Source organism: Nocardioides conyzicola (assembly GCF_039543825.1).
Lineage (GTDB): Bacteria > Actinomycetota > Actinomycetes > Propionibacteriales > Nocardioidaceae > Nocardioides > Nocardioides conyzicola.
In genome coordinates this window covers 472,743-489,747 of sequence record NZ_BAABKM010000002.1, presented here as the reverse complement: position 1 = coordinate 489,747, position 17,005 = coordinate 472,743, and the positions used below count along the sequence as shown (strand labels likewise).

22 protein-coding genes are annotated in these 17,005 nt (G+C 71.8%); 13 read left to right on the top strand and 9 right to left on the bottom strand.

Annotated features, from left to right (window positions below):
- Nucleotides 1–11 precede the first annotated feature (11 nt).
- Both ABEA34_RS05375 and ABEA34_RS05370 read right to left on the bottom strand, forming a co-directional pair.
- Nucleotides 12–1,268: an MFS transporter gene (locus tag ABEA34_RS05375; protein WP_345520003.1), complete on the bottom strand. Its 1,257-nt coding sequence runs from the start codon at nucleotides 1,266–1,268 to the stop codon at nucleotides 12–14.
- Nucleotides 1,265–1,681, bottom strand: coding sequence for a MarR family winged helix-turn-helix transcriptional regulator (locus ABEA34_RS05370; protein ID WP_345520001.1), 417 nt, complete (start codon nucleotides 1,679–1,681; stop codon nucleotides 1,265–1,267). Before ABEA34_RS05370 ends, ABEA34_RS05375 begins: the two co-directional genes overlap by 4 nt.
- Before the next feature lie 67 nt (nucleotides 1,682–1,748).
- On the opposite strand from ABEA34_RS05370, the gene ABEA34_RS05365 reads away from it, so the two are divergent.
- A complete protein-coding gene (locus ABEA34_RS05365) occupies nucleotides 1,749–2,273 on the top strand; it encodes a DUF1697 domain-containing protein (RefSeq protein ID WP_345519999.1) in 525 nt (174 codons plus the stop codon).
- On the opposite strand, the gene ABEA34_RS05360 is transcribed toward ABEA34_RS05365, so the two are convergent.
- Entirely contained in the window at nucleotides 2,245–2,463 is a 219-nt protein-coding gene (locus ABEA34_RS05360; protein ID WP_345519997.1) for a hypothetical protein, read from the bottom strand. The two genes, ABEA34_RS05365 and ABEA34_RS05360, sit on opposite strands and share 29 nt — an antisense overlap.
- A gap of 52 nt (nucleotides 2,464–2,515) precedes the next feature.
- Here ABEA34_RS05360 and ABEA34_RS05355 point away from each other — a divergent pair, with 52 nt between their 5' ends.
- The gene (locus tag ABEA34_RS05355; protein ID WP_345519994.1) at nucleotides 2,516–4,381 is read left to right on the top strand and encodes a bifunctional metallophosphatase/5'-nucleotidase; all 1,866 of its coding nucleotides are present in this window, start codon (nucleotides 2,516–2,518) and stop codon (nucleotides 4,379–4,381) included.
- Nucleotides 4,382–4,386: 5 nt separating this feature from the next.
- On the opposite strand, the gene ABEA34_RS05350 is transcribed toward ABEA34_RS05355, so the two are convergent.
- From ABEA34_RS05350 to ABEA34_RS05340, 3 genes are read right to left on the bottom strand one after another with little or no spacing between them, the layout of a single operon-like run.
- Nucleotides 4,387–5,160 carry an enoyl-CoA hydratase gene (locus ABEA34_RS05350; protein WP_345519992.1) on the bottom strand — a complete coding sequence of 258 codons (774 nt, stop codon included), beginning with the start codon at nucleotides 5,158–5,160 and terminating at the stop codon, nucleotides 4,387–4,389.
- A complete protein-coding gene (locus ABEA34_RS05345) occupies nucleotides 5,153–5,728 on the bottom strand; it encodes an isochorismatase family protein (RefSeq protein ID WP_345519990.1) in 576 nt (191 codons plus the stop codon). Before ABEA34_RS05345 ends, ABEA34_RS05350 begins: the two co-directional genes overlap by 8 nt.
- A 16-nt stretch (nucleotides 5,729–5,744) precedes the next feature.
- On the bottom strand, nucleotides 5,745–7,040 hold the full coding sequence (locus tag ABEA34_RS05340; protein ID WP_425576858.1) for a nicotinate phosphoribosyltransferase: 1,296 nt from the start codon (nucleotides 7,038–7,040) through the stop codon (nucleotides 5,745–5,747).
- Nucleotides 7,041–7,058: 18 nt separating this feature from the next.
- Between ABEA34_RS05340 and clpS the strand changes: the two genes are divergently transcribed.
- From clpS to ABEA34_RS05295, 9 genes are all read left to right on the top strand, one after another.
- Nucleotides 7,059–7,358: an ATP-dependent Clp protease adapter ClpS gene (clpS, locus tag ABEA34_RS05335; protein WP_345519988.1), complete on the top strand. Its 300-nt coding sequence runs from the start codon at nucleotides 7,059–7,061 to the stop codon at nucleotides 7,356–7,358.
- Nucleotides 7,358–7,942 (top strand): DUF2017 domain-containing protein, encoded by a 585-nt coding sequence (locus ABEA34_RS05330; RefSeq protein ID WP_345519986.1) that lies wholly within the window; start codon nucleotides 7,358–7,360, stop codon nucleotides 7,940–7,942. The genes clpS and ABEA34_RS05330 overlap by 1 nt, the downstream gene beginning before the upstream one ends.
- On the top strand, nucleotides 7,942–8,421 hold the full coding sequence (locus ABEA34_RS05325) for an NUDIX hydrolase (RefSeq protein WP_345519984.1): 480 nt from the start codon (nucleotides 7,942–7,944) through the stop codon (nucleotides 8,419–8,421). The genes ABEA34_RS05330 and ABEA34_RS05325 overlap by 1 nt, the downstream gene beginning before the upstream one ends.
- A gap of 67 nt (nucleotides 8,422–8,488) precedes the next feature.
- Nucleotides 8,489–8,980 (top strand): MarR family winged helix-turn-helix transcriptional regulator, encoded by a 492-nt coding sequence (locus tag ABEA34_RS05320; protein WP_345519982.1) that lies wholly within the window; start codon nucleotides 8,489–8,491, stop codon nucleotides 8,978–8,980.
- A 48-nt stretch (nucleotides 8,981–9,028) separates the two neighbouring features.
- Nucleotides 9,029–10,276 (top strand): MFS transporter, encoded by a 1,248-nt coding sequence (locus ABEA34_RS05315; protein ID WP_345519980.1) that lies wholly within the window; start codon nucleotides 9,029–9,031, stop codon nucleotides 10,274–10,276.
- Nucleotides 10,270–10,707, top strand: coding sequence for a M67 family metallopeptidase (locus tag ABEA34_RS05310; RefSeq protein ID WP_345519978.1), 438 nt, complete (start codon nucleotides 10,270–10,272; stop codon nucleotides 10,705–10,707). The genes ABEA34_RS05315 and ABEA34_RS05310 overlap by 7 nt, the downstream gene beginning before the upstream one ends.
- Nucleotides 10,708–10,717: 10 nt before the next feature.
- On the top strand, nucleotides 10,718–10,990 hold the full coding sequence (locus ABEA34_RS05305; protein ID WP_345519976.1) for a MoaD family protein: 273 nt from the start codon (nucleotides 10,718–10,720) through the stop codon (nucleotides 10,988–10,990).
- A gap of 4 nt (nucleotides 10,991–10,994) precedes the next feature.
- Nucleotides 10,995–11,552, top strand: a complete 558-nt coding sequence (locus ABEA34_RS05300; protein ID WP_345519974.1) for an NYN domain-containing protein — start codon at nucleotides 10,995–10,997, stop codon at nucleotides 11,550–11,552.
- Entirely contained in the window at nucleotides 11,549–12,499 is a 951-nt protein-coding gene (locus ABEA34_RS05295; protein ID WP_345519972.1) for a PLP-dependent cysteine synthase family protein, read from the top strand. The genes ABEA34_RS05300 and ABEA34_RS05295 overlap by 4 nt, the downstream gene beginning before the upstream one ends.
- Nucleotide 12,500: 1 nt before the next feature.
- Here ABEA34_RS05295 and ABEA34_RS05290 read toward each other — a convergent pair whose 3' ends face one another.
- Nucleotides 12,501–13,517, bottom strand: a complete 1,017-nt coding sequence (locus ABEA34_RS05290) for an alkaline phosphatase family protein (RefSeq protein ID WP_345519970.1) — start codon at nucleotides 13,515–13,517, stop codon at nucleotides 12,501–12,503.
- Between the two features lie 148 nt (nucleotides 13,518–13,665).
- On the opposite strand from ABEA34_RS05290, the gene ABEA34_RS05285 reads away from it, so the two are divergent.
- Both ABEA34_RS05285 and ABEA34_RS05280 read left to right on the top strand, forming a co-directional pair.
- Nucleotides 13,666–14,421, top strand: a complete 756-nt coding sequence (locus ABEA34_RS05285) for an MBL fold metallo-hydrolase (RefSeq protein ID WP_345519968.1) — start codon at nucleotides 13,666–13,668, stop codon at nucleotides 14,419–14,421.
- 108 nt (nucleotides 14,422–14,529) lie between these two features.
- Nucleotides 14,530–15,132, top strand: a complete 603-nt coding sequence (locus tag ABEA34_RS05280) for a hypothetical protein (protein WP_345519966.1) — start codon at nucleotides 14,530–14,532, stop codon at nucleotides 15,130–15,132.
- A gap of 3 nt (nucleotides 15,133–15,135) precedes the next feature.
- On the opposite strand, the gene ABEA34_RS05275 is transcribed toward ABEA34_RS05280, so the two are convergent.
- Nucleotides 15,136–15,816 (bottom strand): response regulator, encoded by a 681-nt coding sequence (locus ABEA34_RS05275; RefSeq protein ID WP_345519964.1) that lies wholly within the window; start codon nucleotides 15,814–15,816, stop codon nucleotides 15,136–15,138.
- Nucleotides 15,813–16,970 carry a sensor histidine kinase gene (locus ABEA34_RS05270; RefSeq protein WP_345519962.1) on the bottom strand — a complete coding sequence of 386 codons (1,158 nt, stop codon included), beginning with the start codon at nucleotides 16,968–16,970 and terminating at the stop codon, nucleotides 15,813–15,815. The genes ABEA34_RS05275 and ABEA34_RS05270 overlap by 4 nt, the downstream gene beginning before the upstream one ends.
- Nucleotides 16,971–17,005 lie beyond the last annotated feature (35 nt).

Sequence of the window (17,005 nt, the reverse complement as noted above, 5' to 3'; positions counted from 1 at the left end):
ATTGTGCCCGGTCAGGCCAGGTCGCCGACCAGCTCGGCCTCGGCCTCGGCGGGGGAGTGCGACGAGGGGGCGTCGGCATGCAGGGCGCGCCCGATGGTCGCCGTGCCCGCGGCCAGGATGACCACGCCGACGCCGACGGCGATCGCGCCGAACCAGAAGGGTGCGTGCACGCCGACGCGCTCGGCCAGCTTGAGCGCGACGTACGGGCCCATGGCGCCGCCGGTGAAGCGCACGAAGGAGTACGCCGCGGACGCGACCGGCCGCTCCACCGGCGCGGCACCCATCACCGCCTCGGTGACCAGGGTGTTGATCACGCCGAGGAACGCGCCGGCGACGATGATCGCCGTGGCGACGGCGGCCTCGTGCTCGGTGAGGACGGCCATCGCGACCAGGTCGAGGCCGAAGAGGACCAGCATGGCGAGCAGGGTCGGCAGGGTGCCGAAGACGCGCTGCAGCCGCGGCGCGACCACGACCGAGGTGAGGGCCAGCAGGACGCCCCAGCCGAAGAACGTCCACCCGATCTGCATGATGTCGAAGCTCGGCAGGGCGAACGGGCCGGCGGCCAGCAGGGTGAAGAAGCCCAGGTTGTAGCAGATCGCGACCAGCGCGAGCAGCAGCAGGGCGGGGTGACGGAGGGCTCGGAACGGGTCGGCGAGGGACGTACGGCGTCCCTGCGGCGGCGTGGTCGGCAGGAAGAACGCGGTCGCGACCAGCGCGATCGTCATCAGGACGGAGACGCCGAAGAAGGGGCCGCGCCAGGACTGCTCGCCGAGCAGCCCGCCGATGAGCGGGCCGGAGGCGATGCCGAGGCCGAGGGCCGCCTCGAACAGGATGATGGCCTGCGCGACCGAGCCCTTGGACGCGCTGACGATGGTCGAGAGGGCGGTCGCGACGAAGAGCGCGTTGCCCAGTCCCCAGCCGGCGCGGAAGCCGATCACGGCGCCGACGCTGTTGGAGGAGCCGGCGAGCGCCGCGAAGACGATGATCAGCACCAGGCCGGTCAGCAGCGTGCGCTTCGGACCGATGCGGCTCGACACCACACCGGTGACCAGCATCGCGATGCCCATGATCGCCATGTAGCTGGTGAACAGCAGCGAGACCTGGCTCGGGGTCGCCTCGAGCTTGGCGGCGATCTCCTTGAGGATCGGGTCCACGAGCCCGATGCCCATGAAGGCGATCACGCAGGCGAACGCGACGGCCCACACGGCCCGCGGCTGCTTGAGGAACGACCCGGTGGCGGCGGTGTCGGTGGTGGCGGGGTGGTTCACGGGGTGCCTTCCTGGAGGATGCCGCGGAGCACGGCGACGGCCGTGGCGAGGTCCTCGGTGGTGAGGTCGGGGTGCGCGTCGACGAGCGCGGCGACGCGTTCGCCGTGGAGACGGCGGACGCGGCCGAGCTCGGCGCGACCCGAGTCGGACAGCGTGACGACGGTGCCGCGGGCGTCGGCGGGGTTGGGCGCCTTGCTCACCCAACCGCTCTCGACGAGCTGGGCGACCGCGGCCGACATGGTCGGCTGCGAGCACCGGTCGAGGTCGGCGAGCTGGGTGATGCCCAGCTGGCCGTGCTCGTCGAGGAGCGAGATGATCCGCGTGCCCGCGGGCAGCTCGAGCTCACGTCGTACGGCGCGCACGAGGCGGGCCGCGTGGACGACCAGGTCGCTGGCGAGCTCGGTGTCGGTCACGCTGACCACGTTACATAGGGAACCTATGTAAATCTACGTGAGCCGGCCCACACGGCATGATGCGGGCATGGCGACGTACATCGGGTTCCTGCGGGCGATCAACCTGGGCGCGAAGCGGAAGTTCCCCAAGGCCGCGATCGTCGCGGCGGTCGAGAAGGCCGGGTTCACCGACGTGGAGACCTACATCAACACCGGCAACGTCCGCTTCGACACGACGCTGCGCTCACGGGCGAAGATCGAGACGGCGCTGGAGAAGGCCTTCGAGGCGGAGGCCGGCTTCCCCGTGCCGACGGTCGTCTTCACGCAGAAGGAGCTCGTCGCGATCGCGGACGATGCGGCGTCCTTCGGGCACGGCGGCAAGCACTACGTCTCCCTGCTGAAGGACGCGCCGACGGCCGCGGGGATCAAGGCCGTCGAGGCGGTGGGTACGGCGGACGAGGTGGCGCGGGTCGGCGGCCGCGCGGTGCACCTGCTGCTGGGCGAGAACTACCACGAGGCCAAGCTGACCAACGCCGCCGTCGAGAAGCACCTGGGCGTCGCCACCAACCGCAACCTGACGGTGCTCAGTGCGCTGGCGCAGAGGTGGTGCTGACCCGCCGGAGGTCGCGCACGGACCGGGACGAGAGCGTCAGCAGCGCGACCACGACGACCGGCGCCATCGTCGTACCGGCCAGGTTGACCAGCCGCGAGGAGAAGTACCACCGGAACCGCGCCTCTCGGAGCGGGGCGAGGGCTGAGGTGAACATCTCGTGGCCGATGATGCCATCACTTGTGTCGGGCACCCCCACGGGATAGAACTGCAGACCTCTGATCCGTTCTCGGGAGGAATCGTCAGTGCCTGAAAGCCTGCCTTCGCGCCGTGCCGTCATCGCCGGTGGAGTCACGGGAGCGGCCGCGCTGGCCGCGTCCGGCTACACCGCCCCGTCGTACGCCGGAGGGCGGGGCCACGGCCACCACCACCCGGACCGGGTGCGGCTGACCGTGCTCGGCACGACCGACCTGCACGGCAACGTCTTCAACTGGGACTACTTCAAGAACGCCGAGTTCGACGAGATCGACCCGATCGACAAGGTGACCCACAACGACATCGGGCTCTCGAAGGTCGCGACCCTGATCAAGGCGGTGCGGCACGAGCGTCGCGGCGAGCCGCTCCTCACCCTCGACGCGGGCGACACCATCCAGGGCACCCCGCTGGCGTACTACTACGCCAAGATCGACCCGATCACCGGCGGCGCGGTGCACCCGATGGCGCGGGCGATGAACGCGGTCGGGTACGACGCGGCCGCGCTCGGCAACCACGAGTTCAACTACGGGCTCGACACGCTGCGCACCTTCGAGGAGCAGCTGGACTTCCCGCTGCTGGGCGCCAACGCGGTCGACCCGGTGACCAAGCGGCCGGCCTTCCCGCCGTACCTGATCAAGCACTACCGCGTCGGCCGCGGGCGCACCCTGAAGGTCGGCATCCTCGGGCTCACCAACCCGGGCATCGCGATCTGGGACAAGGCCAACGTCGAGGGGAAGATGGAGTTCCCCGGGCTGGTCGAGCAGGCCAAGAAGTTCGTGCCCGAGCTCAAGCGGCGCGGCTGCGACCTGGTCGTGATCTCGGCACACTCGGGGGCGGCCACCTCGTCGTCGTACGGCGACGCGCTGCCCTACCCGGAGAACGCGGCCTCGCTGGTCGCGGCCCAGGTGCCGCACGTCGACGCGATCCTCGTCGGGCACGCCCACCAGGAGATCGCGCAGAAGTACGTCGCGAACGAGACGACCGGCCAGCAGGTGCTGCTGTGCGAGCCGTCCTACTGGGGTCGCCGGCTCGCGGTCATGGACTTCGTGGTGGAGCAGACGCGCTCGCGGCGCGGTCGCGGCTGGCGCCTCGTCGCCGCGACGTCGCAGGTGCTCAACTCCAACGCGGTCGCCGAGGACGCACGGGTGGCGCGGGCGGTGCGCGAGCAGCACGACACCGTGGTCACCTACGTGAACTCGCCGGTCGGCACCTCGGCCGCGGCGCTGTCCGCGGCCCGCGCGGTCGTCGAGGACGTGCCGATCATCGACTTCGTCAACTACGTGCAGGCCGACGCCGTCAAGGCCGGCCTCACCGGCGCCGACGCGGCGCTGCCGGTGCTGTCGATCGCGGCGCCGTTCAACCGGGCGGCGTCGTTCCCGGCCGGGCAGGTCACCATCCGCGACGTCGCCGGCCTCTACATCTACGACAACACGCTGCTCGGCGTGCGCGTCACCGGCGCCGACGTGAAGGCCTACCTGGAGTACTCCGCCCGGTACTTCAAGCAGGTCTCGGGCACCGGGCCGTTCGCCCTCGACCAGGTGACGAACGCCGTCACGCCGACGGCACCCACCGGCACCCCGGACTACAACTTCGACTCCGTCGCCGGCCTCGACGCGCCGCTGACGTACGACATCGACATCGCGGCCGCACCCGGCTCGCGGATCGTCGGGCTCGCGTACGGCGGCGTGCCGGTGACCGCTGCGCAGCAGTTCGTGCTCGCGGTCAACAACTACCGCCAGTCCGGCGGTGGCGGCTTCCCGGCCGTCGCGACCGCTCCGGTCGTCTACAACCGCCAGAACGAGATCCGCCAGCTGCTCATCGACTGGGTCATCGCGCACGGCACCATCGACCCCGCCAGCTTCGCCTCCGTCGACTGGCGGCTCGTCTCCGGTGGCGCGCCGATCACGGTGGGCTGAGGTCGCTACTCCCCGCGGAAGACCGGCTTGCGGCCGGCCGCAAACGCATCGAGGCCCTCGGTGAAGTCGTGCGTGCGGAAGAGGGCGCGCTGACCGGTGTGCTCGCGGTCGAGCGCGTCCTCGAGGTGGGGGAGCGTGGCGGCGTTGATCGCCTTCTTGACGCCGCTCTGGGCGATGGCCGGGCCGGCGGCCAGCCGGCGAGCCAGCTTGGCGACCAGGTCGGGGAAGTCGTCGTCGGTCGCAACGTGGGTGATCAGCCCGCAGGCGAGCGCCTCGGTCGCCGGCATCGGCTCACCGAGCAGGGCCATCCGCATGGCCCGGGCGCGGCCGATGGAGGCGGCCACCGTCGCCGACGAGCCGCCGTCGGTCATCAGCCCGATGCGGGTGAAGGGCAGCAGGAAGGCCGCGGACTCGGCGGCCACGATGATGTCCGAGACCAGCGCCGCCGAGCAGGCGACCCCGGCGGCGATCCCGTTGACGGCCGCGAGGACCGGCTTGTCGAGCCCGACGACCGCCCGGATCACCCGGTTGGCACCGTCCATCGTCTCGACCGGGTGCTCCGGCGCGAGCCGCAACGACGCCATGTCGGCGCCGGCGCTGAAGCCGGCACCGGTGCCCGTGATCACCACGACGCGTACGTCGTCGCGGGCGCGGGCGCCCTCGAGCTGCTCGGCCAGCGCGACCATCATCTCGCCGTCGACGGCGTTGAGGACCTCGGGCCGGTCGAAGGTCAGCCACAGCACCTCGTCGGCGAGCCGGACCTGGAGGTGCTCAGACAACGGTCACTCCCGCGGCGCGCATCTCGGCCAGGGCCGCCTCGCTCGTGTCCGGCGCGACACCGGCGCACAGGTCGCTCAGCAGCCGGGTGCTGAAGCCCGCCCCGGCGGCGTCCAGTGCCGTCGCCCGCACGCAGTAGTCGGTCGCGATGCCGCAGACGTCCACCGACGTCACCCCGTGCTCGCGCAGCCACTCGGTCAGCCCGACGCCGTCGACGGTGCGGCCCTCGAAGCCGGAGTACGCCGCCGCCTCCTCGCCCTTGAGGAAGATCGCGTCGAAGGGCTGCGGGTCGAGGTTGGGGTGGAACGCCTCGCCGTCCGTGCCGACCCGGCAGTGCACCGGCCACGACTCCGCGAAGTCGGGCTCCCGCGACCAGTGGCTGCCCGGGTCGACGTGGTGGTCCTTGGTCGCGACGACGTGGTCGTACGCCGGGGCGCCGGCACCCTTCGCCGCCCACGCCCGCAGCACCGCGCCGATGTCGGCGGCCACCCGCGCCCCGCCCGCGACGGGCAGCGAACCGCCCTCGCAGAAGTCGTTCTGCACGTCGGTCACGATCAGCGCGTGCTTCATGGGTCGAGGCTAGCGGTCACTCGTGGACGGTCGGGATGACCGGCTCGCCCCGCGACATCTGCTGGCTGGCGACCGGCAGCTCCGCCCGGGAGGCGAGGTGCCGTGCGCGGGCGTCGTCGAGCGACTCACGGCCGACGACCTCGCCGTCCCGGACCAGCGGCACGAGCAGCGCGCGGTCGTCGCCGTCGTCGACGGGGCGGTGACCGATCCCGACGACCTCGGCCTCCGCCACTCCCGACGCCGTACGCCGGCGCAGGGCGTACTTGCGCCCGCCGACCGAGATCTTGTCGACGCTCTTCTTGGCCACCGACATCATCTCGCCCGAGGCGGACTCGTGGGCGACCAGCTTGTAGACGAACCCGCACGTCGGGTGACCGCTGCCGGTGACGAGCTCGGTGCCGACGCCGTACCCGTCGACCGGTGCGGCAGCGAGTGCTGCGATCGCGTGCTCGTCGAGGTCGCTGGTCACGATGATGCGGGTGCCGGTCGCGCCGAGCGCGTCGAGCTGGGCGCGGACCTGGGTGGCGAGGACGGCGAGGTCGCCCGAGTCGAGGCGGACGGCGCCGAGGCCGGGCCCGGCGGTCTCGACCGCCAGCCGCACCGCCGCGGCCACGTCGTACGTGTCGACCAGGAGGGTCGTGTCCTTGCCGAGCGCGTCGACCTGCGCCCGGAACGCGTCGGCCTCGGAGTCGTGCAGCAGGGTGAAGCTGTGCGCGCTGGTGCCGGTCGTCGGTACGCCGTACCGCTGCCGGGCGGCCAGGTTGGAGCTCGCGGCGAAGCCGGCGACGTACGCCGCCCGCGCGGCCGCGACCGCCGCCTCCTCGTGGGTGCGACGCGAGCCCATCTCGATGCACGGCCGGTCGCCGGCGGCCAGGGTCATCCGCGACGCGGCCGAGGCGACCGCCGAGTCGTGGTTGTAGATCGAGAGCAGCACGGTCTCGAGCAGCACCGCCTCGGCGAAGGTCGACTCGACCACCAGCAGCGGCGAGAACGGGAAGTACGCCTCGCCCTCGCCGTAGCCCCACACGTCGCCGGAGAAGCGGTAGGACGCCAGCCACTCCAGGGTGGGACCGTCGACGATCTCCTCCAGGAAGGCGAGGGTCGGCGCGTCGAAGGCGAACCGCTCGATGGCGTCGAGGGCCCGGCCGACGCCGGCGACGACGCCGTACCGACGGCCCTCGGGGAGCCGCCGGGGGAAGAGCTCGAAGACCGAGCGCCGGTGGGCGGTGCCGGACTGCAGGGCGGCCTGCAGCATCGTCAGCTCGTAGTGATCGGTCAACAGTGCGGTGCCCTGCGTCGGGGGAGTAGCCACGACCGACAGTGTGCCAACATGGGGCACGTGACCGCGCCCGTCGGGGTCGAACCGACCACCACAGCAGACGAGATCGTCCAGACGGCCAAGCCCTGGGTGACGATCGTCTGGAACGATCCGGTCAACCTGATGTCCTACGTGACCTACGTCTTCCAGAAGTACTTCGGGTACTCCAAGAAGAAGGCGGAGAAGCTGATGATCGAGGTCCACGAGGACGGCAAGTCCGTGGTCAGCCACGGCAGCCGCGAGGAGATGGAGCGCGACGTGCAGGCGATGCACGAGTACGGGCTGTGGGCGACGATGGACAAGCAGGACTGATGTCCGGGTTCCACCGACACCGCCGCAGCAAGCTCATCATCGCCAACTTCTCCGGTTTCGAGGCCGACCTGCTGCGCTCCCTCGCGGGCCAGCTGGTCGAGCTGCTGCGCAACGAGGCCGCGGTCCCACGAGACGACGTGGATCCCTTCGAGGCCCTGATGGACTTCTCCGGTCCGACCCAGGAGCCGGAGGACCCGGTGCTCGCGCGCCTCTTCCCGACGGCGTACCCCAAGGACGAGGAGGCGGCCTCGGAGTTCCGCCGGTTCACCGAGGGCGGCCTGCGCGACGGCAAGGCGGCGGCCGCGATCGCGATCATCGACGGGCTGGAGGAGGCCGGGCTCCCGCAGGAGCTGACCGAGGACGGCCTGATGATCGACGTCGAGCTCGACGCGCCGACCGCGGAGACCTGGATGCGGTCGTTCACCGACCTGCGGCTCGCGCTCGCCACCCGGCTCGGGGTCGAGGAGGGCGACGAGGCCTACTGGGACGCGCTGCCCGAGGAGGACCCCCGCTCCCAGGCGCACGACATCTACGAGTGGGTCGGCTACCTGCAGGAGACCCTGGTGGGAGCACTGAGCGCCTGATGCCCATTCCGCCCTTCGTCGCCGAGCTGCGCGCGCTCGTCGGCACGCGTGAGCTCTGGCTCCCCGCCGTGACCGCCGTCGTACGGCGCGGCCGCGGCGCCGACACGGAGATCCTGCTGACGCTGCGTGCCGACAACGGCGAGTGGGCGCCGATCACCGGCATCCTGGACCCGGGCGAGGAGCCCGCCGTCGGGGCTGCCCGGGAGGCGCTCGAGGAGACCGGCGTCGTCGTCGCGGTCGACCGGCTGGCGGCCGTCAGCGCCAGCCCGCAGGTCGTCCACGGCAACGGTGACCTCGGGGTCTACCTCGACCTCACCTTCGACTGCGCGTGGGTCTCGGGAGAGGCGCGGGTGGCCGACGACGAGAACGTCGAGGTGCGGTGGTGGCCGGTCGACGCCCTGCCGCCGATGACCGACTGGCTGCTGCGGCGGATCGACGACGTGCTCGCGGGCGAGACCGCCGCCCGGTTCCACCGCTGACCTGTTCTGCCGGGATGGTCTGTTGACAGATCGTCCCGCATCGGAAGGTTCTGGCTACAGTCGAACCATGCCCCGCCCGTCCTCCACCCCGCCTCCCGTCGACCTGTCGTTCCTGCTGAACCAGGCCGCGTACGCCCTCGCCGCCCAGCTCGGCGCCGCCCTCGACGGCGTCGGCGTCACCGTGCGCGAGTACTGCGTGCTCTGGAAGGCCGAGGACGAGGAGCGGTCGCAGACCGAGATCGCCGAGCTGGCGGGCCTCGACAAGACCACCATGGTCGTCACCCTCGACGCGCTGGAGCGGGCTGGGTACGCCGAGCGGCGGGTGTCGTCCACGGACCGCCGGGCGCGGGTGGTGGGGCTGACCCCCGAGGGGCGGCGGGTGCTGCACCAGGCGCACGCTGTCGCGGGGGAGCTCATCGATCGGGTGCTGGGCGAGCTCAGCGAGGTCCGGCGGGCCGCCCTGGTCGACGCGCTGGAGCTCCTCACCCAGGGCGTGCTCTCGACGCCCTCCCACACCGCACCGCAACGACGCCGCAGAGTTCCTTCCGCACCGGCATAGGTCTGCAAAGAATGGTTTTATACGGGACGATTTGCTACGGTCGTTTCTATGACCGACTCATCCCGCTCACGCACCTGGGCGCTCGCCGCGCTCACTGCCACCCAGCTGATGGTGATCCTCGACGGCACGATCGTGAACGTCGCGCTGCCGACGATCCGCGCCGACCTCGGGTTCTCCGGCACCGGACTGGCGTGGGTCGTCAACGCGTTCTTCGTCGCGTTCGCCCTGCTGCTCCTCCCGGCCGGTCGGCTCTCCGACCTGGTCGGCGCGCGACGGGTGTTCCTCGCCGGGCTGGCCGTCTTCACCGCCGCCTCGGCGCTGTGCGGCATCGCCCCCGGTCCTGAGCTCCTGGTCGGCGCCCGCTTCCTCCAGGGCGTCGGTGGTGCGCTCGCGTCGGCGGTCGTGCTCGGCATGATCGCCCGCCTCTTCGACGACGACGAGCGGCGGCGCACCCAGGCGTTCGGGCTGCTCGCGTTCGTCGGAGCCGCCGGGGCCTCGATCGGCGTCGTGGCCGGCGGGCTGCTGGTCGACCTGGCGTCGTGGCGGTTGGTCTTCCTCGTCAACCTCCCGATCGGGTTGCTCACGTTCCTCGTCGCCCTCCGCCACCTGGACCCGGCGCGCAGCACTCGGGGGAGCGGGGCCGGCACCAGCGGTCTCGTCCCGGCCGCGTTGTTCCGCGCCCGTCGCTTCCTCGTCGCCAACGGCGTCCTGCTGACCATGACGATGGCGGGGTTCAGCTTCCAGTTCCTCAGCGCGCTCTACCTGCAGGACGTGCTCGGCCTCGACCCGATGGAGACCGGCCTGTCCTACCTGCCGGTGACCCTCGCCATCGCCGTCTCCTCCCTGGTGCTGAGCGGACGCCTCGCGGAGAGGTACGGCGCGGCGCGCGTGCTCGTCGCCGGACTCGTCCTGTTCGTCGGCGGGTTGCTGCTGCTCGCCCGTACTCCCGTCGAGGGGAGCTTCTGGACCGACGTCGCTCCCGCGTTCGCGATCATGGGCACCGGCTTCGGCCTGGCGATGCCCCAGGTGACGACGCTGGCGATGGCGGACGCGCCGACCGAGCACAGCGGAGCGGCGTCCGGGTTCGTCACCACCACCCAGCAGGTGGGCGGGGTGGTCGGTCTCGCCGTGGTCAGCGTGGTCGCCGACGGTGCCGGTCTGGGCGCCGGTCTCCTGGTCGCGGCGGCGGTGCTCGCGGCCGGTGCCACGCTCGCCACGACGCTGCTGGGCACGGGTCCGGGAGGCGGGCTCGTGGCCGACGAGCAGACGGCTGCCCCTACGCTGGAGCGGTGCTGACCATCGACCGAGCGACGTACGACGGCATCGTCGCCCACGCCAAGCGTGACCACCCCGACGAGGCCTGCGGCGTCGTCGCCGGTCCCGAGGGCAGCGACCGCCCCGAGCGGCTGGTCGAGATGGTGAACGCCGCCGGGTCGCCCACGTTCTACGAGTTCGACTCCACCGACCTGCTCCAGCTCTACAAGGAGATGGACCAGAACGACGAGGAGCCGGTCGTCGTCTACCACTCGCACACGGCCACCGAGGCCTATCCCAGCCGCACGGACATCGGCCTCGCGAGCGAGCCCAACGCCCACTACGTGCTGGTCAGCACGCGCGACCACGGGAATAACGACGGTCCCGTGGAGTTCAGGTCCTACAGAATCGTCGACGGCGAGGTGACCGAGGAAGAGGTCACCGTCGTGGACGACCTGCCAGCAAAGAACTGAGGAGCACACCATGGCCATCGAGGTCCGGATCCCGACCATCCTGCGCAACTACACGGGCGGCGAGAAGGCGGTCAACGCCGACGGCGCCAGCCTGAGCGCGCTCATCGACGACCTCGAGGCCAGCCACCCCGGCATCAAGGACCGCCTCCTCGAGAACGGCGACCTGCGCCGGTTCGTCAACGTCTACGTCAACGACGAGGACGTGCGCTTCATCGGCGGGCTCGAGGCCGTGCTCAGCGACGGCGACCAGGTCGTCGTCCTCCCCGCCGTCGCCGGCGGGTGACCTCGTGAGCGCGCGTCGTACCTATGTCCTCGTCGACGGCGAGAACATCGACGCGACGCTCGGCAACTCCCTGCTGGGACGCCGCCCCGCACCCGAGGAGCGGCCCCGCTGGGAGCGGGTGACGGAGTTCGCCGAACGCACCTGGGGCCAGCCGGTCACCGGACTGTTCTTCCTCAACGCCAGCAACGGCAACCTGCCGTCGTCGTTCGTGCAGGCGCTCCTCGCGATGGACTACCGGCCGATCCCGCTCGCGGGCGGGTCCGACCAGAAGGTCGTCGACGTCGGCATCCAGCGCACCCTGTCGGCGCTGCTCACCCACGACGACGCGGACGTGCTGCTCGCCAGCCACGACGCCGACTTCGCCGAGCACCTCGGCGACCTGCTGGGTGGAGACCGCAAGCTCGGCCTGATCGGGCTGCGCGAGTTCATGAGCACCCACCTCACCGGTCTCGGCGTCCCGCTCTTCGACCTCGAGGACGACGTCAACGCGTTCACCCAGCCGCTGCCGCGGGTGCGGATCATCCCGCTGGCCGAGTTCGACCCGGAGAAGTTCCTGCGATGACGCGCTACGACAACCTCCTCGCCTCCGTCGGCGGTACGCCGCTCGTCGGGCTGCCGCGGCTGTCGCCCAGCCCCGACGTACGCCTCTGGGCCAAGCTCGAGGACCGCAACCCGACCGGCTCGATCAAGGACCGCCCGGCCCTGAAGATGATCGAGGAGGCGGAGAAGGACGGCACGCTCCGCCCGGGCTGCACCATCCTCGAGCCGACGTCGGGCAACACCGGCATCTCGCTCGCGATGGCCGCCAAGCTCAAGGGCTACCGGATCGTCTGCGTGATGCCCGAGAACACCTCCGAGGAGCGCCGCCAGCTGCTCCGGATGTGGGGCGCCGAGATCGTCTCCTCCCCGGCCGCCGGGGGCTCCAACGAGGCCGTGCGGGTGGCCAAGAAGGTCGCCGCGGAGCACCCCGACTGGGTGATGCTCTACCAGTACGGCAACGCCGCCAACGCGCTCTCCCACGAGGAGAGCACCGGGCCCGAGCTGCTCGCCGACCTCCCGTCGATCACCCACTTCGTCGCCGGGCTCGGCACCACCGGCACGCTGATGGGCGTGAGCCGCTTCTTCCGCGCCACCAAGCCGGACGTCCGGATCGTCGCCGCCGAGCCGCGGTACGGCGAGCTCGTCTACGGCCTGCGCAACCTCGACGAGGGCTTCGTCCCCGAGCTGTACGACGCCGACCTGATCGACACCCGCTTCTCGGTCGGCCCGCGCGACGCCGTACGCCGCGTTCGGGAGCTGCTCGAGCTCGAGGGCATCTTCGCCGGCATCTCCACCGGCGCGATCCTGCACGCCGCGCTCGGCCAGGCCGCCAAGGCGGTCAAGGCCGGGGAGACGGCCGACATCGCGTTCGTCGTGTGCGACGGCGGCTGGAAGTACCTGTCGACCGGCGCCTACGAAGGCACCATCGACGACGCCGAGAGCCGGCTCGACGGCCAGCTCTGGGCATGATTCAGCTCACGTCGAGGTTCTGCCGGGCGTCGAGCTCGCTGCCCTTGATCGCCCGCAGCCCGAGCAGGTCGAGCGCCAGGTTGCCCTGGTCGCCGTTGCGGACCGGCTGCCGCCGGGCGGCGTACGTCGGGCGCGTCGTGCCCGGGTCGCGGTAGTCCGGGTTGAGGGCGTAGAGGTCGCCGTGGCTCACGCCGGCGCCCCAGGCCACGAACGGGATCCGGTAGTTGGCGAGCACCTTGGGGCTGTGCGTGGTGCGGCCGGGCATGAAGCCGTGGTCCGCGGTGAGGATGACCGTGAGGTGGTCGGCCAGGTCGGGGTCGCCGTCGACGGCCCGGAGGAGGGCGCCGAGCTGCCGGTCGGTCCGGTGCACGGCGGCGAGGTACTGCTTCGACATCCCGCCGTACGCATGGCCGAAGCGGTCGGGCAGCGAGACGTGCAGGAAGGTGAACGGCCGGTCGGTGGAGACCAGGTCCGAGGTCGCCCAGCGCACCAGCTGGGCCTGGTCCTCGGTCATCGAGTACCGGTCGATGCTGCGCGGCCACGAGCGCTGGTAGAGCGCGAACTTCTCCTTGGTCGAGAAGAGCGCGGTGGTGCCGCCGGCGGCGTGGACCACGCTGAAGACCGACTCGACCGAGTGTCCGGCCGCCTTCCCGACGGTCATCCGCGGGCGGTCGTCGTCCCAGGTCACGCCGTGCCCGCCGTGCTTCCGGTCGACCCGGCGGCCGGTCATCATGCCGGTGTGGTTGGGCAGCGTGACGTTCTGCTCGTACTCCGTGCGCGCGTTGAGCGTGCCGGCGCCCTCGCGGAGCAGCCGGTGGAACGTCGGGGCGTCCTTCGTGCCGAGGCGCCGGATCGCGTCGGTGTTGAGGCCGTCGACCGAGATGGCCAGCACCCGCATCGCGCTCGGGACCGGCTCTCGTTCGAGCGGTGGGGCGGACGTCTGACCGCTCGCCGCCCCGGTTGGGACGAGCAGGGTCAGGGTGAGGACGCAGACCAGGGGGCCGAGACGCGAAGCCATGCCGTGACGCTACCCGCCCGCGCCGCGTGACCGGCATCTCCAGTGACGTGGGTCGCGTGCGCTCCCTGGTGGGGGCCCGACGCTCTAGCCTTGCGTCCGTGCACGACCTCGCCTCCGCCGCCCTCCGGGCCGACCTCCGGGACGCCCCGTGAAGGTCACCGTCGTCGGCTGCTCCGGCAGCTACCCCGGCCCGGACTCCCCGGCGAGCTGCTACCTGCTCGAGGCCGAGCACGAGGGGCGCACGTGGCGGGTCCTCGTCGACCTCGGCAACGGCGCGCTCGGTGCGCTCCAGAGGTACGCCGACCCGCTCAGCATCGACGCGGTGCTCGTCAGCCACCTGCACGCCGACCACTGCCTCGACCTCTGCGGCTTCTACGTGATGCGCAAGTACCACCCGACCGGCCCGCAGCCGCGGATCCCCGTCTGGGGCCCGCCCGACACCGCCGACCGGATGGCGCGCGCCTACGACCTGCCGGTCGACCCCGGGATGACCGCGGAGTTCGACTTCCGGGTGTGGGGCGACCCGGTGGGCATCGGCCCGTTCACCGTGACGCCGGTGCCGGTGACCCACCCGGTGCCGGCCTTCGGGCTGCGGATCAGCGCCGACGGGGTGACGCTCGGCTACACCGGCGACACCGGGCCGTGCGCCGCCCTGGACGAGGTCGCGCGCGATGCCGACCTGCTCCTCGCGGAGGCGTCGTTCGTGTCGGGGGAGCCGAACCCGCCCGACCTGCACCTCACCGGCGTCGACGCCGGTGCTGCGGCGAGCCGGGGCGGGTCGCGGCAGCTCGTGCTCACCCACGTGCCGCCGTGGCACGACCCCGAGGTCGCGCTGGCCGAGGCGCGCACGGCGTACGACGGCCCCGTCTCCCTGGCGCGGGCCGGCGCGACGTACGACCTCTGACAGCTGCCCGGCGAATGGCCCGATCGGGCCACGCCGTGGCTCGGGGCGCGCGGCTCCTGGACCGACGAGCCGGATCATCGAGGTCCGGCCGGTCTGCCAGGAGCCACCATGCGCACTCCCCGGGTCACCCCGTCCTTCGTCGTCAGCGTCGTCGCACTCGGTGTGGCGCTCAGCGGTACGGCGTACGCCTCGGGCGTGCTGCCCAAGAACAGCGTGGGCACGTCCCAGCTGAAGTCGAACACCGTCACCTCCGCGAAGGTGAAGAACGGATCCCTCAAGGCCCAGGACTTCCACCAGGGGGCACTCCCCACGGGCGCCCAGGGTGCTCAGGGTCCGCAGGGAGCCCAGGGTCCGCAGGGACCTGCCGGTGAGCAGGGAGAGAAGGGCGCGAAGGGCGACGCCGGCTCGATCAAGGGCTTCGTCACCGTCACCCCGAGCGGCACGATCTACCGCTCCGGCGGCGCGCTCGCCGCACCGACGGTGACCCACCCGGCGACCGGTGTCTACTGCATCGTGGGCGACGGCTGGGGCGACCAGGGCGGTCCCTTCGCGGCCACCCTGATCGGGTCCACCAGCGACGCCGGGTCGGTCGTGGTCAACCCCTACTTCTGGGGGAGCGCCTGCAACGGCACCGGCTACTACATGGCCGTGCACACCTACAACAGCGCCGGCACGGCCACCGACCGCTACTTCACGTTCGCCAAGCTCTGAGCCTCACGCGAGACCAGCGTCGTGGACGCAGATCGCGATCTGGACGCGGTTGGTCACCTGCAGCTTGTCGAAGAGCCGGGAGACGTGGGCCTTGACGGTCGGGACCGAGAGGTAGAGGTCGGCCGCGATGTCGGCGTTGCTCAGCCCCCGGCCCACGGCCAGGGCGACGTCGCGCTCACGGTCGGTGAGCAGCGACAGCCGGGCCTCGGCCGAGACGACGCGGGCGGCGGCCGAGTCCTCGGCACCGTCGGGGACGTCACGCAGCCGCCGGATCAGGGTCCGGGTCACCGACGGGGAGAGCATCGGCTCGTCGTCGACGACCTTGCGGATCGCATCGATGATCTGCGCCGGTGGGGTGTCCTTGAGCAGGAACCCGTCGGCTCCCGCCGCCAACGCCTCCACGACGTACTCGTCGGCGTCGAAGGTGGTCAGCACGATGACTCGGGGCGGCTGCGGCCGGGTGTGCAGCTCGCGGGTGGCGCCGAGGCCGTCCAGGCGCGGCATCCGGATGTCCATCAGGACCACGTCGGGGTGCAGCAGGTCGCTCAGCCGCATCGCCTCCTGGCCGTCCGCCGCCTCACCGATCACCTCGAGCTCGGGCTGCCCACCCAGCATCAGCCGCAGGGCGGAGCGCACCAGTGGGTCGTCATCGACGACGAGCACGGTCGTCGGCGGGGTGTTCATGCCGACCACGGTATCCAGCCGTGGAGGACGAACGTCGATCCGTCGCGGCCGGCGCTGAGGCTGCCACCGCGCAGCTCCGCGCGCTCGGTGAGACCGATCAGCCCGAGGCCCGCGCCAGGGGTGCTGGTGGGGCCGAAGCCGACCGGGTTGCGGAGCAGCAGGTCGATGCCCTCCTCGGGGGAGCCGCTGACCCGCACCGTCAGCAGCGCGCCCGGGGCGTGCTTGCGGGCGTTGGTGATGCCCTCCTGGACCATCCGGTAGACGGTGCGCCCGACGGCGTCGGGCACCGAGCGGTCGGACACCAGGTCCTCGAGCTCGATCCGGGCGCCGGCGGCCGTCGCGTCGTCGACCAGGTCGGCGAGGTCGGCGTACGTCGGCTGCGGAGCGCTCGCGATCTCGCCGGTGCGGTCGCGGAGCACCCCGAGGACGCCGCGCAGGTCGGTCAGCGCCTCGTGCGCCTGCTGCTGGATCACGCCTGCGCTGGCGCGCATCTCGTCGGCGGTCAGGTCGACGCGGAAGGTCAGCGCCCCGGCGTGCATGGAGACCTGCGAGATCCGGTGCGCCAGCACGTCGTGCATCTCGCGGGCGATCCGGGCGCGCTCGGTGCTGCGCGCCTGGGCGATCCGCAGCTCCTGCTCGGCCTCGGCGCGTTCCGCCCGGTGGCGCAGCGTCCAGATCAGCTCACGCCGGGAGCCGATGTACATGCCCCAGGCGAGGATCGCAGCCGTGAAGATCGCGTTCACGAGAACGGTGACCCAGGCGGGCTCGCCGTTGTTGGTGGGGTTCATCGTCGTGAAGAGCTGGGCCGCGGCGAAGGAGACCGAGCCGATGACGGCCAGCTCGCGCCAGCGACGCCGCGTCGCCAGGGACGTGACCGCGAGGACGGCCGGACCCGCGACGCAGCCGGAGACCGCGCTCGCCAGGGTGAGGGCCAGCGCGATCGGCACCGGCCAGCGGCGGCGGTAGAAGACGGCGACGTACCCGGCCAGCCCGATGAGGATGTCGGCGACGAAGAGGTAGGGGTGGTCGTCCGACTGCCTCTCGGCGACAGGGACCCAGCCGATCGCGCTGATGACCAGCATGACCGCCACCCGCCAGGCGTGGCTCCACCACCGCAGCGGCGGCTGGTACTCCTCGGGGGCGGGTCGGTCCACGCCGCAAGGCTAGGCGGCCCACGCGCCTCCTGGAC